General features: G+C 63.5%; 17 protein-coding genes and 4 tRNA genes. 10 read left to right on the plus strand and 11 right to left on the minus strand.

From position 1 onward, the window contains the following. Window positions 1–3: 3 nt before the first annotated feature. Both csrA and ACREP4_RS09780 read left to right on the plus strand, forming a co-directional pair. Complete coding sequence (gene csrA, locus ACREP4_RS09775; protein ID WP_057632432.1) at window positions 4–207, plus strand: carbon storage regulator CsrA; 204 nt, start codon at window positions 4–6, stop codon at window positions 205–207. Between the two features lie 72 nt (window positions 208–279). Next, window positions 280–372 (plus strand) — tRNA-Ser (locus ACREP4_RS09780). A gap of 483 nt (window positions 373–855) precedes the next feature. Here ACREP4_RS09780 and ACREP4_RS09785 read toward each other — a convergent pair. The 9 genes from ACREP4_RS09785 to ACREP4_RS09825 form a co-directional block, all read right to left on the minus strand. Further along, window positions 856–932, minus strand: a tRNA-Arg gene (locus ACREP4_RS09785). 54 nt (window positions 933–986) lie between these two features. Then, a tRNA-Arg gene (locus ACREP4_RS09790) sits at window positions 987–1,063 on the minus strand. Between the two features lie 62 nt (window positions 1,064–1,125). After that, complete coding sequence (locus ACREP4_RS09795; protein ID WP_431595990.1) at window positions 1,126–1,968, minus strand: alpha/beta hydrolase family protein; 843 nt, start codon at window positions 1,966–1,968, stop codon at window positions 1,126–1,128. Further along, on the minus strand, window positions 1,965–2,774 hold the full coding sequence (gene thiD / locus ACREP4_RS09800; RefSeq protein ID WP_431595991.1) for a bifunctional hydroxymethylpyrimidine kinase/phosphomethylpyrimidine kinase: 810 nt from the start codon (window positions 2,772–2,774) through the stop codon (window positions 1,965–1,967). The genes ACREP4_RS09795 and thiD overlap by 4 nt, the downstream gene beginning before the upstream one ends. Window positions 2,775–2,808: 34 nt before the next feature. Next, window positions 2,809–3,480 carry a YoaK family protein gene (locus ACREP4_RS09805; protein WP_431595992.1) on the minus strand — a complete coding sequence of 224 codons (672 nt, stop codon included), beginning with the start codon at window positions 3,478–3,480 and terminating at the stop codon, window positions 2,809–2,811. Between the two features lie 13 nt (window positions 3,481–3,493). Further along, on the minus strand, window positions 3,494–3,985 hold the full coding sequence (locus ACREP4_RS09810; RefSeq protein WP_431596157.1) for a hypothetical protein: 492 nt from the start codon (window positions 3,983–3,985) through the stop codon (window positions 3,494–3,496). A 5-nt stretch (window positions 3,986–3,990) separates the two neighbouring features. Further along, window positions 3,991–5,391 carry a PhoH family protein gene (locus ACREP4_RS09815; RefSeq protein WP_431595993.1) on the minus strand — a complete coding sequence of 467 codons (1,401 nt, stop codon included), beginning with the start codon at window positions 5,389–5,391 and terminating at the stop codon, window positions 3,991–3,993. An 82-nt stretch (window positions 5,392–5,473) separates the two neighbouring features. Next, window positions 5,474–5,953, minus strand: coding sequence for a peroxiredoxin (locus ACREP4_RS09820; RefSeq protein ID WP_431595994.1), 480 nt, complete (start codon window positions 5,951–5,953; stop codon window positions 5,474–5,476). Between the two features lie 78 nt (window positions 5,954–6,031). Beyond that, the gene (locus ACREP4_RS09825) at window positions 6,032–6,592 is read right to left on the minus strand and encodes a glycine cleavage system protein R (protein ID WP_057632420.1); all 561 of its coding nucleotides are present in this window, start codon (window positions 6,590–6,592) and stop codon (window positions 6,032–6,034) included. A gap of 162 nt (window positions 6,593–6,754) precedes the next feature. Between ACREP4_RS09825 and dapA the strand changes: the two genes are divergently transcribed. After that, the gene (gene dapA / locus ACREP4_RS09830; RefSeq protein WP_431595995.1) at window positions 6,755–7,648 is read left to right on the plus strand and encodes a 4-hydroxy-tetrahydrodipicolinate synthase; all 894 of its coding nucleotides are present in this window, start codon (window positions 6,755–6,757) and stop codon (window positions 7,646–7,648) included. A 31-nt stretch (window positions 7,649–7,679) separates the two neighbouring features. Further along, complete coding sequence (locus ACREP4_RS09835) at window positions 7,680–8,186, plus strand: hypothetical protein (protein ID WP_431595996.1); 507 nt, start codon at window positions 7,680–7,682, stop codon at window positions 8,184–8,186. A 76-nt stretch (window positions 8,187–8,262) separates the two neighbouring features. On the opposite strand, the gene fdxA is transcribed toward ACREP4_RS09835, so the two are convergent. Then, entirely contained in the window at window positions 8,263–8,586 is a 324-nt protein-coding gene (fdxA, locus tag ACREP4_RS09840) for a ferredoxin FdxA (protein ID WP_431595997.1), read from the minus strand. Window positions 8,587–8,746: 160 nt separating this feature from the next. Further along, window positions 8,747–8,821 (minus strand) — tRNA-Glu (locus tag ACREP4_RS09845). A 41-nt stretch (window positions 8,822–8,862) separates the two neighbouring features. Between ACREP4_RS09845 and pcnB the strand changes: the two genes are divergently transcribed. The 6 genes from pcnB to pgi all read left to right on the plus strand — a co-directional run bounded on the left by pcnB (window position 8,863) and on the right by pgi (window position 14,504). Next, window positions 8,863–10,254 carry a polynucleotide adenylyltransferase PcnB gene (pcnB, locus tag ACREP4_RS09850; RefSeq protein WP_431595998.1) on the plus strand — a complete coding sequence of 464 codons (1,392 nt, stop codon included), beginning with the start codon at window positions 8,863–8,865 and terminating at the stop codon, window positions 10,252–10,254. Window positions 10,255–10,261: 7 nt separating this feature from the next. Further along, entirely contained in the window at window positions 10,262–10,750 is a 489-nt protein-coding gene (gene folK / locus ACREP4_RS09855; RefSeq protein ID WP_431595999.1) for a 2-amino-4-hydroxy-6-hydroxymethyldihydropteridine diphosphokinase, read from the plus strand. Between the two features lie 31 nt (window positions 10,751–10,781). Continuing rightward, complete coding sequence (panB, locus tag ACREP4_RS09860) at window positions 10,782–11,597, plus strand: 3-methyl-2-oxobutanoate hydroxymethyltransferase (protein ID WP_431596000.1); 816 nt, start codon at window positions 10,782–10,784, stop codon at window positions 11,595–11,597. Next, entirely contained in the window at window positions 11,594–12,436 is an 843-nt protein-coding gene (panC, locus tag ACREP4_RS09865) for a pantoate--beta-alanine ligase (protein WP_431596001.1), read from the plus strand. Before panB ends, panC begins: the two co-directional genes overlap by 4 nt. Window positions 12,437–12,615: 179 nt before the next feature. Then, window positions 12,616–12,996 (plus strand): aspartate 1-decarboxylase, encoded by a 381-nt coding sequence (gene panD, locus ACREP4_RS09870; protein WP_431596002.1) that lies wholly within the window; start codon window positions 12,616–12,618, stop codon window positions 12,994–12,996. Then, window positions 12,993–14,504 (plus strand): glucose-6-phosphate isomerase, encoded by a 1,512-nt coding sequence (gene pgi / locus ACREP4_RS09875; protein WP_431596003.1) that lies wholly within the window; start codon window positions 12,993–12,995, stop codon window positions 14,502–14,504. The genes panD and pgi overlap by 4 nt, the downstream gene beginning before the upstream one ends. Window positions 14,505–14,899: the final 395 nt, after the last annotated feature.

The raw sequence follows: 14,899 nt of genomic DNA on the forward strand, positions 1-14,899 counted from the left end.
AAAATGTTGATCCTGACTCGCCGAGTAGGCGAAACCTTGATGATCGGAGACTCGGTCAGCGTGACCGTGCTCGGCGTCAAGGGCAACCAGGTGCGTATTGGTATCACCGCTCCGAAGGATGTGGCGGTGCATCGCGAGGAGATTTTCCAGCGTATCCAGCGCGGTGATGAGCCTGTTGCACCCGGAAGTGAAGAAACTTCCGAATAAGGGTTTACCTTTCACCCCGTTAAACGTTATTCTTCGCGCCCCGCTACGGAATACGCAGCGGGCAAGAGAAACGGAGTGATGCCCGAGTGGCTGAAGGGGCTCCCCTGCTAAGGGAGTATAGGGTTTATAGCTCTATCGAGGGTTCGAATCCCTCTCACTCCGCCAGTTCAAAAAAGCCCCTTTCAGGGGCTTTTTTGTTGCCTGTAGTTTTTGTCGCGCGAGTGCGCTCTTTGTGTTTTGCGTGGGTGGCGATAGTGGGTGTTTTGTCGTGCAGTCGTGCGTCGCGGTGCATCGGCTGGACGACGGATGCGGCGGAGTTGCACCTCTGCCGGCTTGCGGTGCAGTGCTGGATGGCCATTGCTGCTCGATGCGGCATGTTTGTCGCGGGCACCGTCGCCTGTATCTCTGTCCAGCTCGTCGTGTGCGGTGATTGCGGCTTGCTGGGTTCTGTGCGGCTGCCGGAGTGCTTGTGCGCGCGTGAAGCGCCGCAGTGGCTGGGCGGGTGCCGTAAGTGCGGGTGCGGAGATGTTGCTGCAAAGGTCCGGGTGTGGAGCCGTGGGGATGTAGAGGTGCGGGGGTGCTGTTGCGCTTCCCTGAATAACGCACATAAAAAAACAGCAGGCGATGGCCTGCTGTTTCTTTGAAATGTGGTGCGCCCGGAGAGATTCGAACTCCCGACCGCCTGGTTCGTAGCCAGGTACTCTATCCAACTGAGCTACGGGCGCGCATTTCATTCTTTTTTTTTGAAGCTTCGCAGAATTGAATTCTGCTTTCTGACGTGGTGCGCCCGGAGAGATTCGAACTCCCGACCGCCTGGTTCGTAGCCAGGTACTCTATCCAACTGAGCTACGGGCGCGTCGTCAGGAGCGAGATTATGCGGATATGCTGCGTTTGCGTCAACGTTTTTGTGAAATTTTCTTAATCTTCGTGACGAAGCAATGCGCTGACTATCACTTGCGGTGTTTTCATCCAGTGGAAATGGTCTGCGACCGTGCCCAGGTCGCTGGAATTCATCACGCGCAGCGTATGCGGGGCGTTGGGTAGCTTCTGCAGCAAGGATTGCATTGAGCTGGCCGGGGCCAGCCAGTCCTCGTCGAACACCAATGCTGAAACCGGTGCGTGGACGCTGCGCATGCCAGCTTCCAGATCTGCGGGCAGCCCGTGGGCGGCGTAGTGATTGCTCAGGCCCACGCGCGCCCAGTCGCGGATCAGGCCGCGCGCTTCGGTGCCGCCAAAACCGACACGTCGGCCGGGCAGGGCACCGCGCTTGCGGGCCAGCCAAGGCAGGAAGCGGTACGCCAGCGGCAGCAGGTAGCGACGTGGTGCAGGAAAGCTGCGCCACCATGGCGTACCACTGGCCACCAGCCACAGCGTTTGCAGATCACCATTGCGTTGGCCGGCATAGCAGCAACTCAGTTGGCCGCCCAGGCTGTGACCGCCGAGCCGCAGCGGCAAGCCGGGCAGCGTGCGTTGCACGACGGCTTCGGCGGCAGGCAGATCGTAGTCCAGCACTTCGCGGTAACCCCAATCGTGTTGGCGATCCGGACGCAGGCTGCTGCTGCCATTGCCGCGCCATTCGTGCAGGAACACGGCGATGCCCTTGGCGGCCAGTGCTTCAGCGAACGCTTGGTAATTGCGCGCCGATACGCCCAACGCCGGTAGCCAAAGCAGGCTGGCGATCGGTTGCTCGGGAATGCAGGCGAGCAGCTCGAAATGATGATCGTCAGCGCTGACGACGGGCAGCCGGGTCAGCGTCTTCATGCGGACGGCGCGGCGCCGAAGTGATCTAGCACCATCACCTCGCTGTGGCCGGGTTGATAGCCGCCCTGCAAGCCGCGCGCGATGTAGTCGATGGCTGCTTCGCAGGCGTTGGCTAGCGACAATCCGCGGCATAGTTGTGCGGCGATGGCCGAGGCGAGCGTGCAGCCGGTGCCGTGTGCATCGACGGGCAGGCGGGCGTGGCGGAATTCCTCGCGAGTGACGCCGTCGAAATAACGGTCAACCACCCGATTGCCTTCGTGTAGGTGGCCGCCTTTGAGCAGCACCGCGCCTGCGCCCATGTCGATCAACGCAGCGGCCGCACTTTCGGCTTCGGCGGCGTTGGTGATGCGGCGACCGAGCAGCAGCTCGGCTTCTGGCGTGTTGGGGGTGAGCAGGGTGGCCAATGGCAGCAGGCGCTCGCGCATGGCGCGCAGCGCACTGTCTTCCAGTAATTTGGCGCCGCTGGTGGCGACCATTACCGGGTCAAGTACGACATGCGTCGGTTGGCGCCGCTCAAGTGCGTCGGCGACGAGATGGATCACCTCGGCGTTGGCCAGCATGCCCAGCTTCACCGCGTGGATGTCGAAATCGTCGAAGCACGCATCAATCTGCGCTTGTAGAAAGGACATTGGCGGCACGTGCACGGCGGAGACGCCGCGCGTGTTCTGTGCGGTGAGCGCGGCGATGGCAGATAGGCCATGCACGCGATGTGCGGCGAATGCTTTGAGGTCCGCCTGGATGCCAGCGCCGCCGCCGGAGTCGGAGCCGGCGATGGTGAGTGCGGAAACGGGGGTAGAAGGCGTCATGCGGCGATTGTGCAATGTTTGCCTGCAACCTGCCTTACCGAGCCCGCAGCAGTGCCCACTGTCGATAGATCACATAGCCCAGCCCGGTCAGACCGGTGAGTAGCGCTGGCGCCAACAGCGCGTCGTACTGCCAGTGCATGAACAACCATGCTCCCAGCATGCTGCCGGCAAGAAAGCCGCCGATGATCAGCCCGCTCAGTGTCAGCCTGCGCATCGGCAGGGGAAGGCCCCGCAGCAGGTGACCGAGGCCGATGCCAAGGTCGGTGAACATGCCGCTGAGATGCGTGGTGCGCACCACGGCACCGCTGAACGTGGTGGCCATGGCGTTCTGTAGTCCGCAGGCCATCGCCGCAAGCATCGCCCCCCATATCTGTTGCTGCTTGAACAACGGGATGGCCAGGAGCAGTAGCGCCGATTCCAGCGCCAGTGCGATGCCGTAGCGACGGCCGAGCTGCAGTACGCCGTCCTGGATGATCAAGCCGCTGAGCATCGCACCGAGCGAAAATGCAATCAGCAGCCCCCACAGATGTCCGATGGAGCGTAGGTCACCTTGAATCAGGGCCATGCCAAGCTGGCTGGTGCTGCCGGTGAGGTGGCTGACCGCCTGGTGCTCGAAACCAAGAAAGCCGACCACGTTGACCATGCCGGCCACGCAGGACAACGCAATCGCTCCGATCCAAACCCAGGTGGGCAGCCGTATCCCCATGTCGACGCTCCCGTCAGAGCGCCGACGGTGGGCCGTTGAACTGCACGTCGGTAAAAGTGCTTGTCTGCGGGTCGTACACCGCGCCCCAGAACTGCTTGCCGCCATCGCAGACGCGAATGGCCTCGCGCGCCGGGTTGATGTCGCTGTGGTCCGGCAGCGGGAAGGCGTTGATGTAGATCAGGCGCTTGCCACTGGACTCAAAGCCGACGTACTGGCGGTTGCTCAGGCTGGCCTCGGCAACGTGGGGAGCCAGCTGCGAGAGTTGGCTTTCCAGTGCGTCAATGTCGGCGCGGCTGGGCGCCCAGTAGCCGGTCACGGTGCCGGCGTGGCGGGCGGGGCTGTCGCGTGAGCAGGTGTCGAGCACCTGCGCAGCGACTACCGGCCGGGTGACCACCCACGACTGACCGGCCTTGATGGCGGTCGGCACGGTGGCGCCGGGTTTGACGTTGGAAGGGGTGCAGGCGGCCAGCGCGAGCGACGCGCTGGCCAACAGCAGGACGTGCAGGTGTTTCACAGAACCTCCGAGGCGTAATCGGCCAGGCGCGAACGCTCGCCCCGGCGCAACGTGATGTGCGCACTGTGCGGCCAATTCTTGAAGCGGTCCACCGCGTAGGTGAGGCCGGAGGTGGTTTCGGTCAGATACGGCGTGTCGATCTGCTCGACGTTGCCCAGGCAGACGATCTTGGTGCCGGGGCCGGCGCGGGTGATCAGGGTCTTCATCTGCTTCGGGGTGAGGTTCTGTGCCTCGTCCAGAATCAGGTAGCGCGACAGGAAGGTGCGGCCGCGCATGAAGTTGAGCGAGCGGATCTTGATGCGGCTGGCGAGCAGGTCATTGGTGGCCGCGCGGCCCCAGGTGCCGCCGTCCTGGTTGTGGGTGAGCACTTCCAGGTTGTCGGTGAGTGCCCCCATCCACGGCGTCATCTTTTCTTCCTCGGTGCCGGGCAGGAAGCCGATGTCTTCGCCGACGCTGACCGTGGCGCGGGTCATGATGATTTCGCGATAGCGCTGGGTGTCCATCGTCTGCGCCAGGCCAGCCGCAAGGGCCAGCAGCGTCTTGCCGGTGCCGGCAGTGCCGAGCAGGGTGACGAAATCGATCTCCGGGTCCATCAACGCGTTGAGTGCGAAGTTCTGCTCGCGGTTGCGCGCGGCGATGCCCCACACCGCATGCGAGCTGTGGCGGAAGTCGTTGACCAGCGCCAAGGTGACGCGGCCATCGCCCTCGACCTTGGAGACCTTCAGTTCGACTTCGTCCTCGCCGGGCAGATAGGCGTACTGGTTCGGGTGCCACTCTTCGTCGTCGGCCGCGAGAATTTCATAGCTGGTGCGGCCCTTGTCACTCCAGCTGCGCAGGTTGTCGGTGTGCTTCTTCCAGAAGTCCTCCGGCAACTGCGTGGCGCCGGTGTAGAGCAGGCTGAAATCGTCCAGCGCGCGGTCGTTTTCGTAGTCCTCCGAATCAATGCCGGCGATCGCCGCCTTGATGCGCAGGTTGATGTCCTTGGAGATGAACACCACCGGTATGTCAGGCTGTTGTTCCTTCAGCACCAGAATGGCGCCGAGGATGGCGTTGTCGGGGATGACCTTGCCGAAGCTCTTGCCAGCGTCGAAATGGCTGGTCTGGAAGTACAGCCGGCCCGCGCTCTGTGCGCCGCGCAGCTGCAGGCCATGCGGACGCGCCAAAGGGGCGCCCTGCTGCACGCTGCTGATGCCTGCCGCTTCGATCAACTCATCCAGAAAGCGGCTTACCTGACGGGCGTTGCGGCTTGCTTCCGTGGTGCCCTTCTTGCTGTTGTCCAGTTCCTCGATCACCTGCATCGGCAGGTAGACATCGTGCTCCTCGAACTTGAACAGCGCGGTCGGATCGTGCATCAGCACGTTGGTATCCAGTACGTAGATGCGCTTGCCTCGGGTCATCGTCGATTCCTGGTGGCGGGACAGGGTCACGCCATCGCGCCTGCGGAGCAGGGCAATGGCGAGGGTGGGGACGGGAGTTGGGTCACTTGGTTTGAGCGGCCTTCAAGGCGTCGAGTACGGCGTCGGCATGGCCGGCGACTTTTACTTTGCGCCATTCCTGCACGAGCGTGCCATCGGGCGAAATCAAAAAGGTGCTGCGTTCGATGCCACGCACCTGTTTGCCGTACATGTTCTTCATCTTGATCACGTCGAAGGCGTTGCACAGTGCCTCGTCGGTGTCGCTGATCAGGGGGAATTTGAACCCCTGTTTGCCGCAGAAATTGTCATGCGACTTCACCGAATCTCGCGAGACGCCAAACACCTGCGCACCGGCGCGCTTGAACTTGGGGAGCAGGGCGTTGAAGTCCAGCCCCTCTGTGGTACAGCCGGGCGTGCTGTCCTTCGGGTAGAAGTAGAGCACCAACCAGTGACCGGCCTGTTCGGCGAGGGTGGTGGTGGCGCCGCCGGACAGGGCCAGCGGGAGGTCGAGAGTGGTGCGGTCCAGGGTATCGCCGATGTTCATCAGATCCTTTCCGGAGCCTGGGGTAGTTCGATTGCAATTACATGAAACGCCGCGCGCCTGTGACGGGCGCGCGAATGTTCAGAACTTCATCGGGTCCATGATCGCGTCCAGGTTGAGGTGGTCGCAGAATTCGAGGAAGTCGTCGCGCAATGCGGCGATATGCATGTTGGAGGGTACGCCGATGGTGATCTGCGCCGAAAACATTTCCGCACCGGTCTGCATGGCCTGGTAACGCGTGCTCTGCAGGTTCTCGATGGTGATGCCCTGGCGGTCGAAGAAATCGGCCAGCTGGAACAGGATGCCCGGCTTGTCGGCGGCAACCACTTCCACGATGTAGGGCAGCAGGTTGGACTGCACCTGCTTGGCGGCAGTGCGGTACCACACCAGCTTCAGGTTCTCCTCGCGTTCCAGGCGGGTGAGCATGGCTTCGAGCTTGGCCACAGCGTCCCACGAGCCCGTGGCCAGGGTGGTGACCGAGACATCGCGGCCCACCGTGGAAAGGCGGGCGTCAACCAGATTGCAGCCGCTGTCAGCGATACGACGGGTGACGGACAGCAGGGGGGACTCCGGATGCGTCGTATAGGCGTTGATCAGGAGGTGGTTTTCTGTCGGCAGCTGCCGCGGCGTGGTGTCGGTCAAGATGGTTCCGGAAATGCTTGAGAGTCTGAACGGCGCCGGGGACGGGCCGAACACTGGTGCCCAGCATACTTGCCCGTGCTTTCGACCGGCAAGTAACATGCCTTCGGTTACGAACCTGCCCGCTGGTAGGCTTCTTCACCCCCACGAAGAGCGACGATCCCATTGTCCATTTCCGGCCTTATCACCGCGTTGGCGACCCCGTTCCACGCTGACGGCGCACTCGATTCCGCTGCCTGGCAGCATTTGCTGGCCCTGCAGCTCAAAGCCGGCGTCCAAGGCGTTGTCGTGGCGGGCTCGACCGGCGAAGCGTCCACCCTGTCCGATGATGAATATGACGGTCTGCTGCGCAGCGCCGTGACGGCACTCGGCGGGAAGATGCCGATACTTGCGGGTACCGGTCTGTCGGGCACCGCCCGGACCATCGCACTGACCCAGCGCGCAGCGGCCAATGGCGCTACCCATGCGCTGGTCGTGGCACCGCCCTACGTGCGTCCCACCCAGGAAGGCCTACGCCTGCATTATCTGGCGGTGGCCGAGCAGGGTGGTTTGCCGGTGGTGCTGTACAACGTGCCCGGCCGTACCGGTTGCGACTTGTTGCCGGAGACCGTGGCCGAGCTGGCCTCGCACCCGAACATCGTCGGCATCAAGGAAGCGGTGGGCGATGCCTCCCGGGTCAAAGCGCTGTTGGCCCTGCGCAGCGGCAGCTTCACCCTGCTCAGCGGCGACGACGGCACCGCCGCGCGTTCCATGCTGGCCGGGGCCGATGGCCTGATCTCAGTCGGTTCCAACGTGTTGCCGGGCGCATACCGCACCATGTGCGATCTGGCCCGTGCCGGCGAGCACGAGGCGGCCGAAGCCTGGGATGCCCGTCTGCAGCCGTACCACGATTTCTGTGGCGTCGAGTCCAACCCCATTCCGGTCAAGGCGCTGTTGCAGCGTCTGGGTATCGGCCACGGGTTGCGCCTGCCGCTGCTCCCGCTTTCTGCGCAGCACCATGCTGCCGCCGACCACCTGGCGGCGGACGTGGGCGCGTTGGAAGAACTATCCAGCCACTGATCACAGTGGCCTGAACCCTGGAGATTCACCCATGCGTCAAACCTCTACCGTTCGCGTGCTGTCGCTGGCGCTGCTGGCCGTTGCAACCGTTGCCGCCACCGGCTGCCACCGGGGTGCGCGTGGCGATTACGCGCTCGCGCCGGAAGTGCGTCCGCTGGAAGTGCCGCCGGATCTGAATGTGCCCAACACCGCGGGTGCCACGGCGATTCCCGCGCTGGCCTCGGCTGCCAAGCCGGCCGCTGGCGCGCAGGCCGCGCCTGCGGCTTCGCAGAGTGGCTTCACCATTGCCGGCAGCCGTGAAGACGTGTTCGCCAAGGTCGGCGACGCGCTGGCCACCATTGAAGGTGTGAACATCGCCAGCCGCGCGCAGCTGCTGGGCTCCTACGATGTGGGCTACGAAGGCAGCAACTTCCTGGTGCGCGTGGTGGCGGTGGATTCCGGCGTGTATGTGTCGGCGGTAGATCCGCGTGGCCTGCCGGCAACCGATGCGGCTGCCGTGAAGCTGGTGTCGGCGCTGAAGGCCAAGTTGGCCGGCTGAGGCGGGTTGCTTCAACCGGGTAAAACAAAACGGGCGCCATCGGCGCCCGTTTTTCGTTTCAGCGTATGTGCGCTGCTCAGCGCTCAAGCAGCTTGAGCTTGTCCGGCTTGCCATCCCATTCGGCGGCATCGGCCGGGGGATCTTTGCGCACGGTGAGCACCGGCCACTCTTTTGCCAGCTCGGCATTGAGGCCGACGAACTTCTCCTGGCCGGCAGGTACATCGTCCTCCGGGAAAATGGCGTTGACCGGGCATTCCGGCTCGCACAGCGTGCAATCAATGCATTCGTCCGGGTCGATCACCAGGAAGTTGGGGCCTTCGTGGAAGCAATCCACGGGGCAGACTTCAACGCAATCGGTGTGTTTGCACTTGATGCAGTTTTCGGTAACGACGAAGGGCATGACAGGGTCCGGCTTTGATCCCGGCAATTCTAGTGCACGATGCCGGGGGTGTGCGGTTGGGGTCTCAATCCGGTGGCTGGCGGCCTATGCGGGCGGGGCGGCTGAGGTGTAAAGCAAAAAACCCCGCAGGGCGGGGCTTTTTGGTTTCGCAGACTTGAGTTGGTGCTCCCTAGGGGACTCGAACCCCTGTTTTAGCCTTGAGAGGGCCACGTCCTAACCTCTAGACGAAGGGAGCGTTTGGTCGCGTCTGGCGAGCGCGCTAGTATATGCATCTGGTTGCCACTCGGCAATCCCGCAACCCCAATTGGAATCGCCACCATCAATTCCACAGTTACAACACCGTTCACCCTGCACGTCATCCCGCGTGACCAGCACACCATTTCGCGCAAGGACATCAGTCCCAATGCGCTTCGCGTGCTGTATCGCCTGCGTGAGTCCGGATTTGGTGCCTACCTGGTAGGGGGCGCCGTGCGCGACCTTCTCGTCGGTGGTCGCCCCAAAGATTTCGATGTGGCCACTGATGCCACGCCCGAACAGGTCAAGCAGTTGTTCCGCAATTGCCGCCTCATCGGCAGGCGCTTCCGCCTGGCACATGTGGTGTTCGGCCGCGAGATCATCGAGGTGGCCACGTTCCGCGCCAACGTCGATGACGGCAGCGGCGACCGAGAGGTCGAGAACGGCATGCTGGTGCGTGACAACGTCTACGGCAGCATCGAGGACGACGCGGTCCGTCGCGACTTCACCTGCAATGCCTTGTATTACGCCATCGAGGATTTCTCGGTGCGTGACTACACCGGCGGCTTCGAGGACGTACTGGCGCGGCGCATGCGTTTGATCGGCGACCCCGAGCAGCGTTACCGCGAAGACCCGGTGCGCATGCTGCGTGCGGTGCGGCTGGCAGCCAAGCTCAATTTCCAGATCGACGCCCCCACTGCAGAGCCGCTGCCGCGTCTTGCCAACCTGTTGAGCGAGGCCGCCCCGGCGCGTCTGTTTGAAGAAGTGCTCAAGCTGTTCCTGTCCGGGCACGCCGTTGCCAGCTTTGAAGGCTTGGAACGTTTCGGCCTGCTGGCGGTGATGTTCCCGGAAAGCGCGGCCGCATTGAAGAGCAACCGTTCCGGTGCCCTGCGTCGCATCCTGATTGAAGGGCTGCGCAACACCGACGAGCGCGTGGCCAATGAAGAACCGGTGTCGCCTGCATTCCTGTTCGCGCTGCTGCTGTGGCCGGCATTCTGTCGGGCCCTGATCGGCCTGCAGAAGCAGGGCATGGCGCCGGAAGAAGCGCAGCGCCGCGCCGCCGACCGGGTGACACTGCACCAGCTGACCACGATTGCACTGCCGCGCCGCTTCTCGCTGCCGATGCAGGAAATCTGGTTGATGCAGTCGCGCTTCAGCTCGCGTCAGCGCAAGCGTGTGTTCCGCACGCTGAGCCATCCGCGTTTCCGCGCGGCATTCGATTTCCTGCTGCTGCGTCAGGCCGCTTCGTCGGAGCATCAGGACGACATCGCGTTCTGGCGCGAGGCGCAGCTGCAGAACGGGCACGAAATCGAGTCCGCGCCGGATTCGGTGCTGGCCGAGGACGGGCAGGAAGGTGATGTGCCACGTCGTCGGCGTCGCCGCCGTCGTAGCGGTGGCGGTAGTTCCAGCCCCAGCCCCGCGACGGGCGAGTAATCGCCTGATGGTGGTTGCCTGCATCGGGTTGGGAGCCAACCTGGGAGACGCACAGGCCACGGTACGCGCAGCGATCCAGGCATTGGATCGCTTGCCGCAGACGCGCCTGCTGTCGGCCTCGCGGCTGTACCGGACCCCCGCCTGGGGCAACGAGGCCCAGCCGGATTTCGTCAACGCGGCTGCGGCAGTGGCGACGGAATTGTCCGCGCCGGCCTTGCTGGAACACCTGCTCGCCACCGAGCAGGCGTTCGGCCGAGTGCGTGAACCCGGCCAGCAGTGGGGGCCGCGCACGCTGGACCTGGACCTTCTTCTTTACGGCGAGCAGACCATCGCGTTGCCGCAGTTGGTGGTGCCGCACCCGTTCCTGCACGAGCGCGCGTTCGCCCTGTTGCCCTTGGCTGACGTGGCGCCGAGCGCCTTGATTCCCGGCCATGGAACAGTGCATGACGTGTTGGCTGACATGAAAATCGCCGATATCGAGCCGATAGGCGGATAATGGTCGGCTCATCGCCAATCGTTATTCCCACATGAGCACCCACGCAGACAGCAAGCCCTGGACGGTTCCGGCCCTGGCCGAAGCCAAGCGCAATGGTCAGAAGCTGGTGATGTTGACCGCTTACGACGCAGGTTTCGCACGTGCATTCGACGCCAATGGCGTCGACCTGATCCTCATCGGCGATTCGCTGGGCATGGTGGTGCAGGGGCACGATTCCACGCTGCCGGTCAGCGTGGCCGACATCGTTTATCACACCACTGCAGTGGCCCGCGTGCTGGAACGCGCGCTGCTGGTGGCCGACCTGCCGTTCGGCGCCGACGCCACGCCCGAGCGCGCGCTTGATGCGTCGCTGAAGCTGCTGCAGGCCGGCGCGGAGATGGTCAAGCTCGAAGGCGCCGGCTTCAAGCTGGACATCATCCGTCACTTGGTCGAACGCGAGATTCCGGTGTGTTCGCACTTGGGCCTGACACCGCAATCGGTGTTGCGTCTGGGTGGTTACCGGGTGCAGGGCCGTGGCGACGCCGCCCAGCAATTGGTGGACGACGCCAAGGCCGTGGCCGACGCCGGCGCCAGCCTGCTGGTGCTGGAATGCGTGCCGACCCCGTTGGCTGGGCGCGTCACCGCTGCGATCTCCATTCCCACCATTGGTATCGGTGCTGGCCCGGAGTGCGATGGGCAGGTGCTGGTGCTGCATGACTTCCTCGGCTTGGACAGCGGTCACCGCAGGCCCAAGTTCGTCAAGGATTTCCTTGCCGAAGGCGGTTCCGTGGCTGGCGCCGTCCGTGCTTACGCCGACGCCGTGCGCGATGGCACCTTCCCCGACGCGGAGCATGCGTACGCATCATGATCGAGACTGTCACCGAACTCAGCCGACTGCGTGCCATCGTCGCCGGCTGGAAGCGCGACGGGCTGCGCGTGGGTTTCGTACCCACCATGGGCAACCTGCATGCGGGCCACTATTCGCTGGTGAAGCTGGTGCGCGAGCATACCGATCGCGTGGTTTCCAGCGTGTTCGTCAACCCGACCCAGTTCGGCCCGAACGAGGATTTCACCCGCTACCCGCGCACGCCTGAAGAAGACACCAGCGGCTTGGAAAAGGCCGGTTGTGACGTGCTTTGGCTGCCGACGGTGGAATCCATGTACCCGTTTGGCGTGGAGTTGGCTGCCAAGGTGCATGTGCCGGGGGTGAGCAGCCTGTTGGAAGGCGCACACCGTCCGGGTCACTTTGATGGCGTGTGTACGGTGGTCAGCCGGTTGTTCAATCAAGTGACACCCGATGTGGCCGCCTTTGGCCGCAAGGATTACCAGCAGTTGGCGGTGATCCGGCAGATGGTGACCGACCTGGCGATGCCGGTCGAAGTCATTGGCGGTGAGATCGTCCGCGAAGACGACGGCCTGGCAATGAGTTCCCGCAATCAGTACCTGACTGATGAGGTGCGCCCGCATGCAACGGTCATCCGCAGCGTGTTGCTGGCGATGCGCGATGCAAGCCTGGCCGGTGTCGCGCGCGACAAGGTGGAAGCTGACGGCGTTGCGCAGTTGCAGGCCGCTGGCTTCCAGGTGGATTACGCGGTAGTGCGTCTGCCGAGCCTGAGTGAGCCAGTTGAAGATCAGCCGGGCGAGCGCGTTGCGCTGGTCGCAGCCAAGCTGGGCAATACCCGGTTGATCGACAATATCGAGTTCTGAATAGGGCTTGGACGGGACTTTCCCTGTCCATTGCAGGCCCGAAGTTTGACCGACGATGGCGCCCTTGTGGCGCCATCGTCGTGTCTGCGACACCGCCAGCGCAAAGGTATGTTGCAGTGCGAGCGGGCGGTCGTGCCGGTGCTAGACTGCGCTCTTTCTCACGCAGTTTCGGCATTGCCATGCAACTCTCCCTGCTCAAGACCAAGATCCATCGCGCCACCGTCACCCATTCGGAGCTGAACTACGAAGGCTCCATCGCGATCGACGACAACCTGCTCCAGGCCACCGGCATCCGCGAATTTGAACAGGTACACATCTGGGATGTGACCAACGGTGCGCGCTTCTCCACCTACGCACTTCGCGCCGAAGCCGGCAGCGGCATCATCTCGCTCAACGGCGGCGCGGCGCGCCATGTGCAGGTGGGCGACATCATCATCATTGCTGCGTTCGCCGGCATGAGCGAAGCGGAAGCCGACGCATTCCAGCCCACGCTGGTTTACGTGGACGGCGACAACCGCATCACCCACACCAACACTTCAATTCCCACACAGGCCGCATGACCAAGTACAACGGATTCGACGTATTGCACGCTCACGCCCAGCGACTGCAGGGCACGAGTATCCCCACGCTGATGGCCGCTGAGCCGGACCGGGTAAAAGACCTGGCACTCACCGTCGGTCCGTTGTATGTCAATTTCGCGCGGCAGAAGTACGACCGCGCGGCATTGCAGTCATTGCTGGAGCTGGCCACCGCGCACGATGTCGCCGGTGGTTTTCAGCGCCTGTTCGGTGGCGACAAAATCAACATCACCGAAGACCGTGCGGTGCTGCACAGCGCGCTGCGCGGCAATGCCAGCAGCACGCCCGAAGCGGTCGCCGCGCATGCGGAAGCTGCCGCCGTGCAGCAGCGCATGGGCGCGCTGATCCAGCAGTTGGAAGCCAGCAATGTCACTGACATCGTCAGTGTCGGTATTGGTGGTTCGGACCTCGGTCCGCGGCTGGTGGCCGATGCGTTGCGCCCGGCGAGCGGCGCGCGTTTTCGCGTGCACTTTGTCTCCAATGTTGACGGCGCTGCAATGCAGCGCACCTTGGCGACGCTCGATCCGGCCACGACCGCCGGCATCCTGATTTCCAAAACCTTTGGCACCCAGGAAACGCTGCTCAATGGCGGCATCCTGCGCGATTGGCTGGGTGGCAGTGAGCGCCTGTATGCAGTCAGCGCCAATCCGGAACGTGCGGCCAAGGCATTCGACATCGCAGGCGAGCGCGTGCTGCCGATGTGGGATTGGGTGGGCGGTCGCTATTCGCTGTGGTCGGCGGTGGGCTTCCCGATTGCGTTGGCGATTGGCTTTGAGGGTTTCGGCCAATTGCTGGCCGGTGCTGCGCAGATGGATGCGCATGCCGCGAGTGCGCCGTTCGAGCGCAACCTGCCGGTGCTGCACGCACTGACCGATATCTGGAACCGCAACGTGCTGGGTCATGCCACGCACGCGGTGATGACCTACGACCAGCGTTTGGCATTGCTGCCGGCCTACCTGCAGCAGCTGGTGATGGAAAGCCTGGGCAAGCGCGTGAAGCTTGACGGTAGCCCGGTCGATGCCGATACCGTGCCGGTGTGGTGGGGCGGGGCGGGCACTGATGTGCAGCACAGCTTCTTCCAGGCGCTGCATCAGGGCACCAGCATCGTGCCGGCCGATTTCATCGGCTGTGTGCAGGCCGACAACCCGTACACGGTCAATCACCAGGCGCTGTTGGCCAACCTGCTGGCACAGACCGAGGCATTGGCAAACGGTCAGGACAGTGAAGACCCGCATCGCCAGTATCCGGGCGGTCGTCCAAGCACCTTGATCCTGTTCGACGCGTTGACGCCGCAGGCCTTGGGTGCGTTGATCGCCATGTACGAACACGCGGTGTATGTGCAGTCGCTGGTGTGGGGCATCAACGCGTTTGACCAGTTCGGCGTTGAACTGGGCAAGCAATTGGCTAGCCAGTTGCTGCCGGCGCTGCAGGGTGAAGCAGTCGAAATCGCCGATCCGATGACACGGGAAATCCTGGCGCGCTTGCGCTGAATCGAGCGGGTTATCGATAGATGAAGCAACAACGCCGCGCAGAAATGCGCGGCGTTGTTGTTTGTGGAAACAGGTTGGCTTGAGATATCCCTTCTCCCGCTTGCGGGGTGAAGGCATGCGGCTTACGAGCCACCGGCTCGTGCATGACTGAACGCCTCGCACGCTGTGCGAGGCCGGGGCGCGGAGCGAGGTGCCCCGAAGGGGCGGATGAGGGGGCTCTTAAGCCGCTGGCTTTGGTCAGGACTGCAGGGTATTCACCGGGACTCTGTGATCTGCCCTCACCCCAACCCCCGCTCCGCGCCCCGGCCCTTGCACTGGCGCAAGGGCGTTCGATGGGCAACGAACCAATGGTTCGTAAGCTGCCCCTCTCACCCCGTATGCGGGAGAGGGGCTCA

It is taken from the genome of Stenotrophomonas sp., assembly GCF_050737575.1.
In the GTDB taxonomy this organism is placed as follows: domain Bacteria; phylum Pseudomonadota; class Gammaproteobacteria; order Xanthomonadales; family Xanthomonadaceae; genus Stenotrophomonas.

What these genes read in the sequence shown, in the direction of transcription:
- folK (WP_431595999.1), top strand. Translation starts at nt 10,262, where the DNA reads ATGGTGGTTGCCTGCATCGGGTTGGGAGCCAACCTGGGAGACGCACAG.
- ACREP4_RS09795 (WP_431595990.1), bottom strand. Translation starts at nt 1,968, where the DNA reads ATGAAGACGCTGACCCGGCTGCCCGTCGTCAGCGCTGACGATCATCAT.
- panB (WP_431596000.1), top strand. Translation starts at nt 10,782, where the DNA reads ATGAGCACCCACGCAGACAGCAAGCCCTGGACGGTTCCGGCCCTGGCC.
- ACREP4_RS09835 (WP_431595996.1), top strand. Translation starts at nt 7,680, where the DNA reads ATGCGTCAAACCTCTACCGTTCGCGTGCTGTCGCTGGCGCTGCTGGCC.
- panD (WP_431596002.1), top strand. Translation starts at nt 12,616, where the DNA reads ATGCAACTCTCCCTGCTCAAGACCAAGATCCATCGCGCCACCGTCACC.
- ACREP4_RS09815 (WP_431595993.1), bottom strand. Translation starts at nt 5,391, where the DNA reads ATGACCCGAGGCAAGCGCATCTACGTACTGGATACCAACGTGCTGATG.
- thiD (WP_431595991.1), bottom strand. Translation starts at nt 2,774, where the DNA reads ATGACGCCTTCTACCCCCGTTTCCGCACTCACCATCGCCGGCTCCGAC.
- csrA (WP_057632432.1), top strand. Translation starts at nt 4, where the DNA reads ATGTTGATCCTGACTCGCCGAGTAGGCGAAACCTTGATGATCGGAGAC.
- pgi (WP_431596003.1), top strand. Translation starts at nt 12,993, where the DNA reads ATGACCAAGTACAACGGATTCGACGTATTGCACGCTCACGCCCAGCGA.
- panC (WP_431596001.1), top strand. Translation starts at nt 11,594, where the DNA reads ATGATCGAGACTGTCACCGAACTCAGCCGACTGCGTGCCATCGTCGCC.
- fdxA (WP_431595997.1), bottom strand. Translation starts at nt 8,586, where the DNA reads ATGCCCTTCGTCGTTACCGAAAACTGCATCAAGTGCAAACACACCGAT.
- ACREP4_RS09820 (WP_431595994.1), bottom strand. Translation starts at nt 5,953, where the DNA reads ATGAACATCGGCGATACCCTGGACCGCACCACTCTCGACCTCCCGCTG.
- ACREP4_RS09805 (WP_431595992.1), bottom strand. Translation starts at nt 3,480, where the DNA reads ATGGGGATACGGCTGCCCACCTGGGTTTGGATCGGAGCGATTGCGTTG.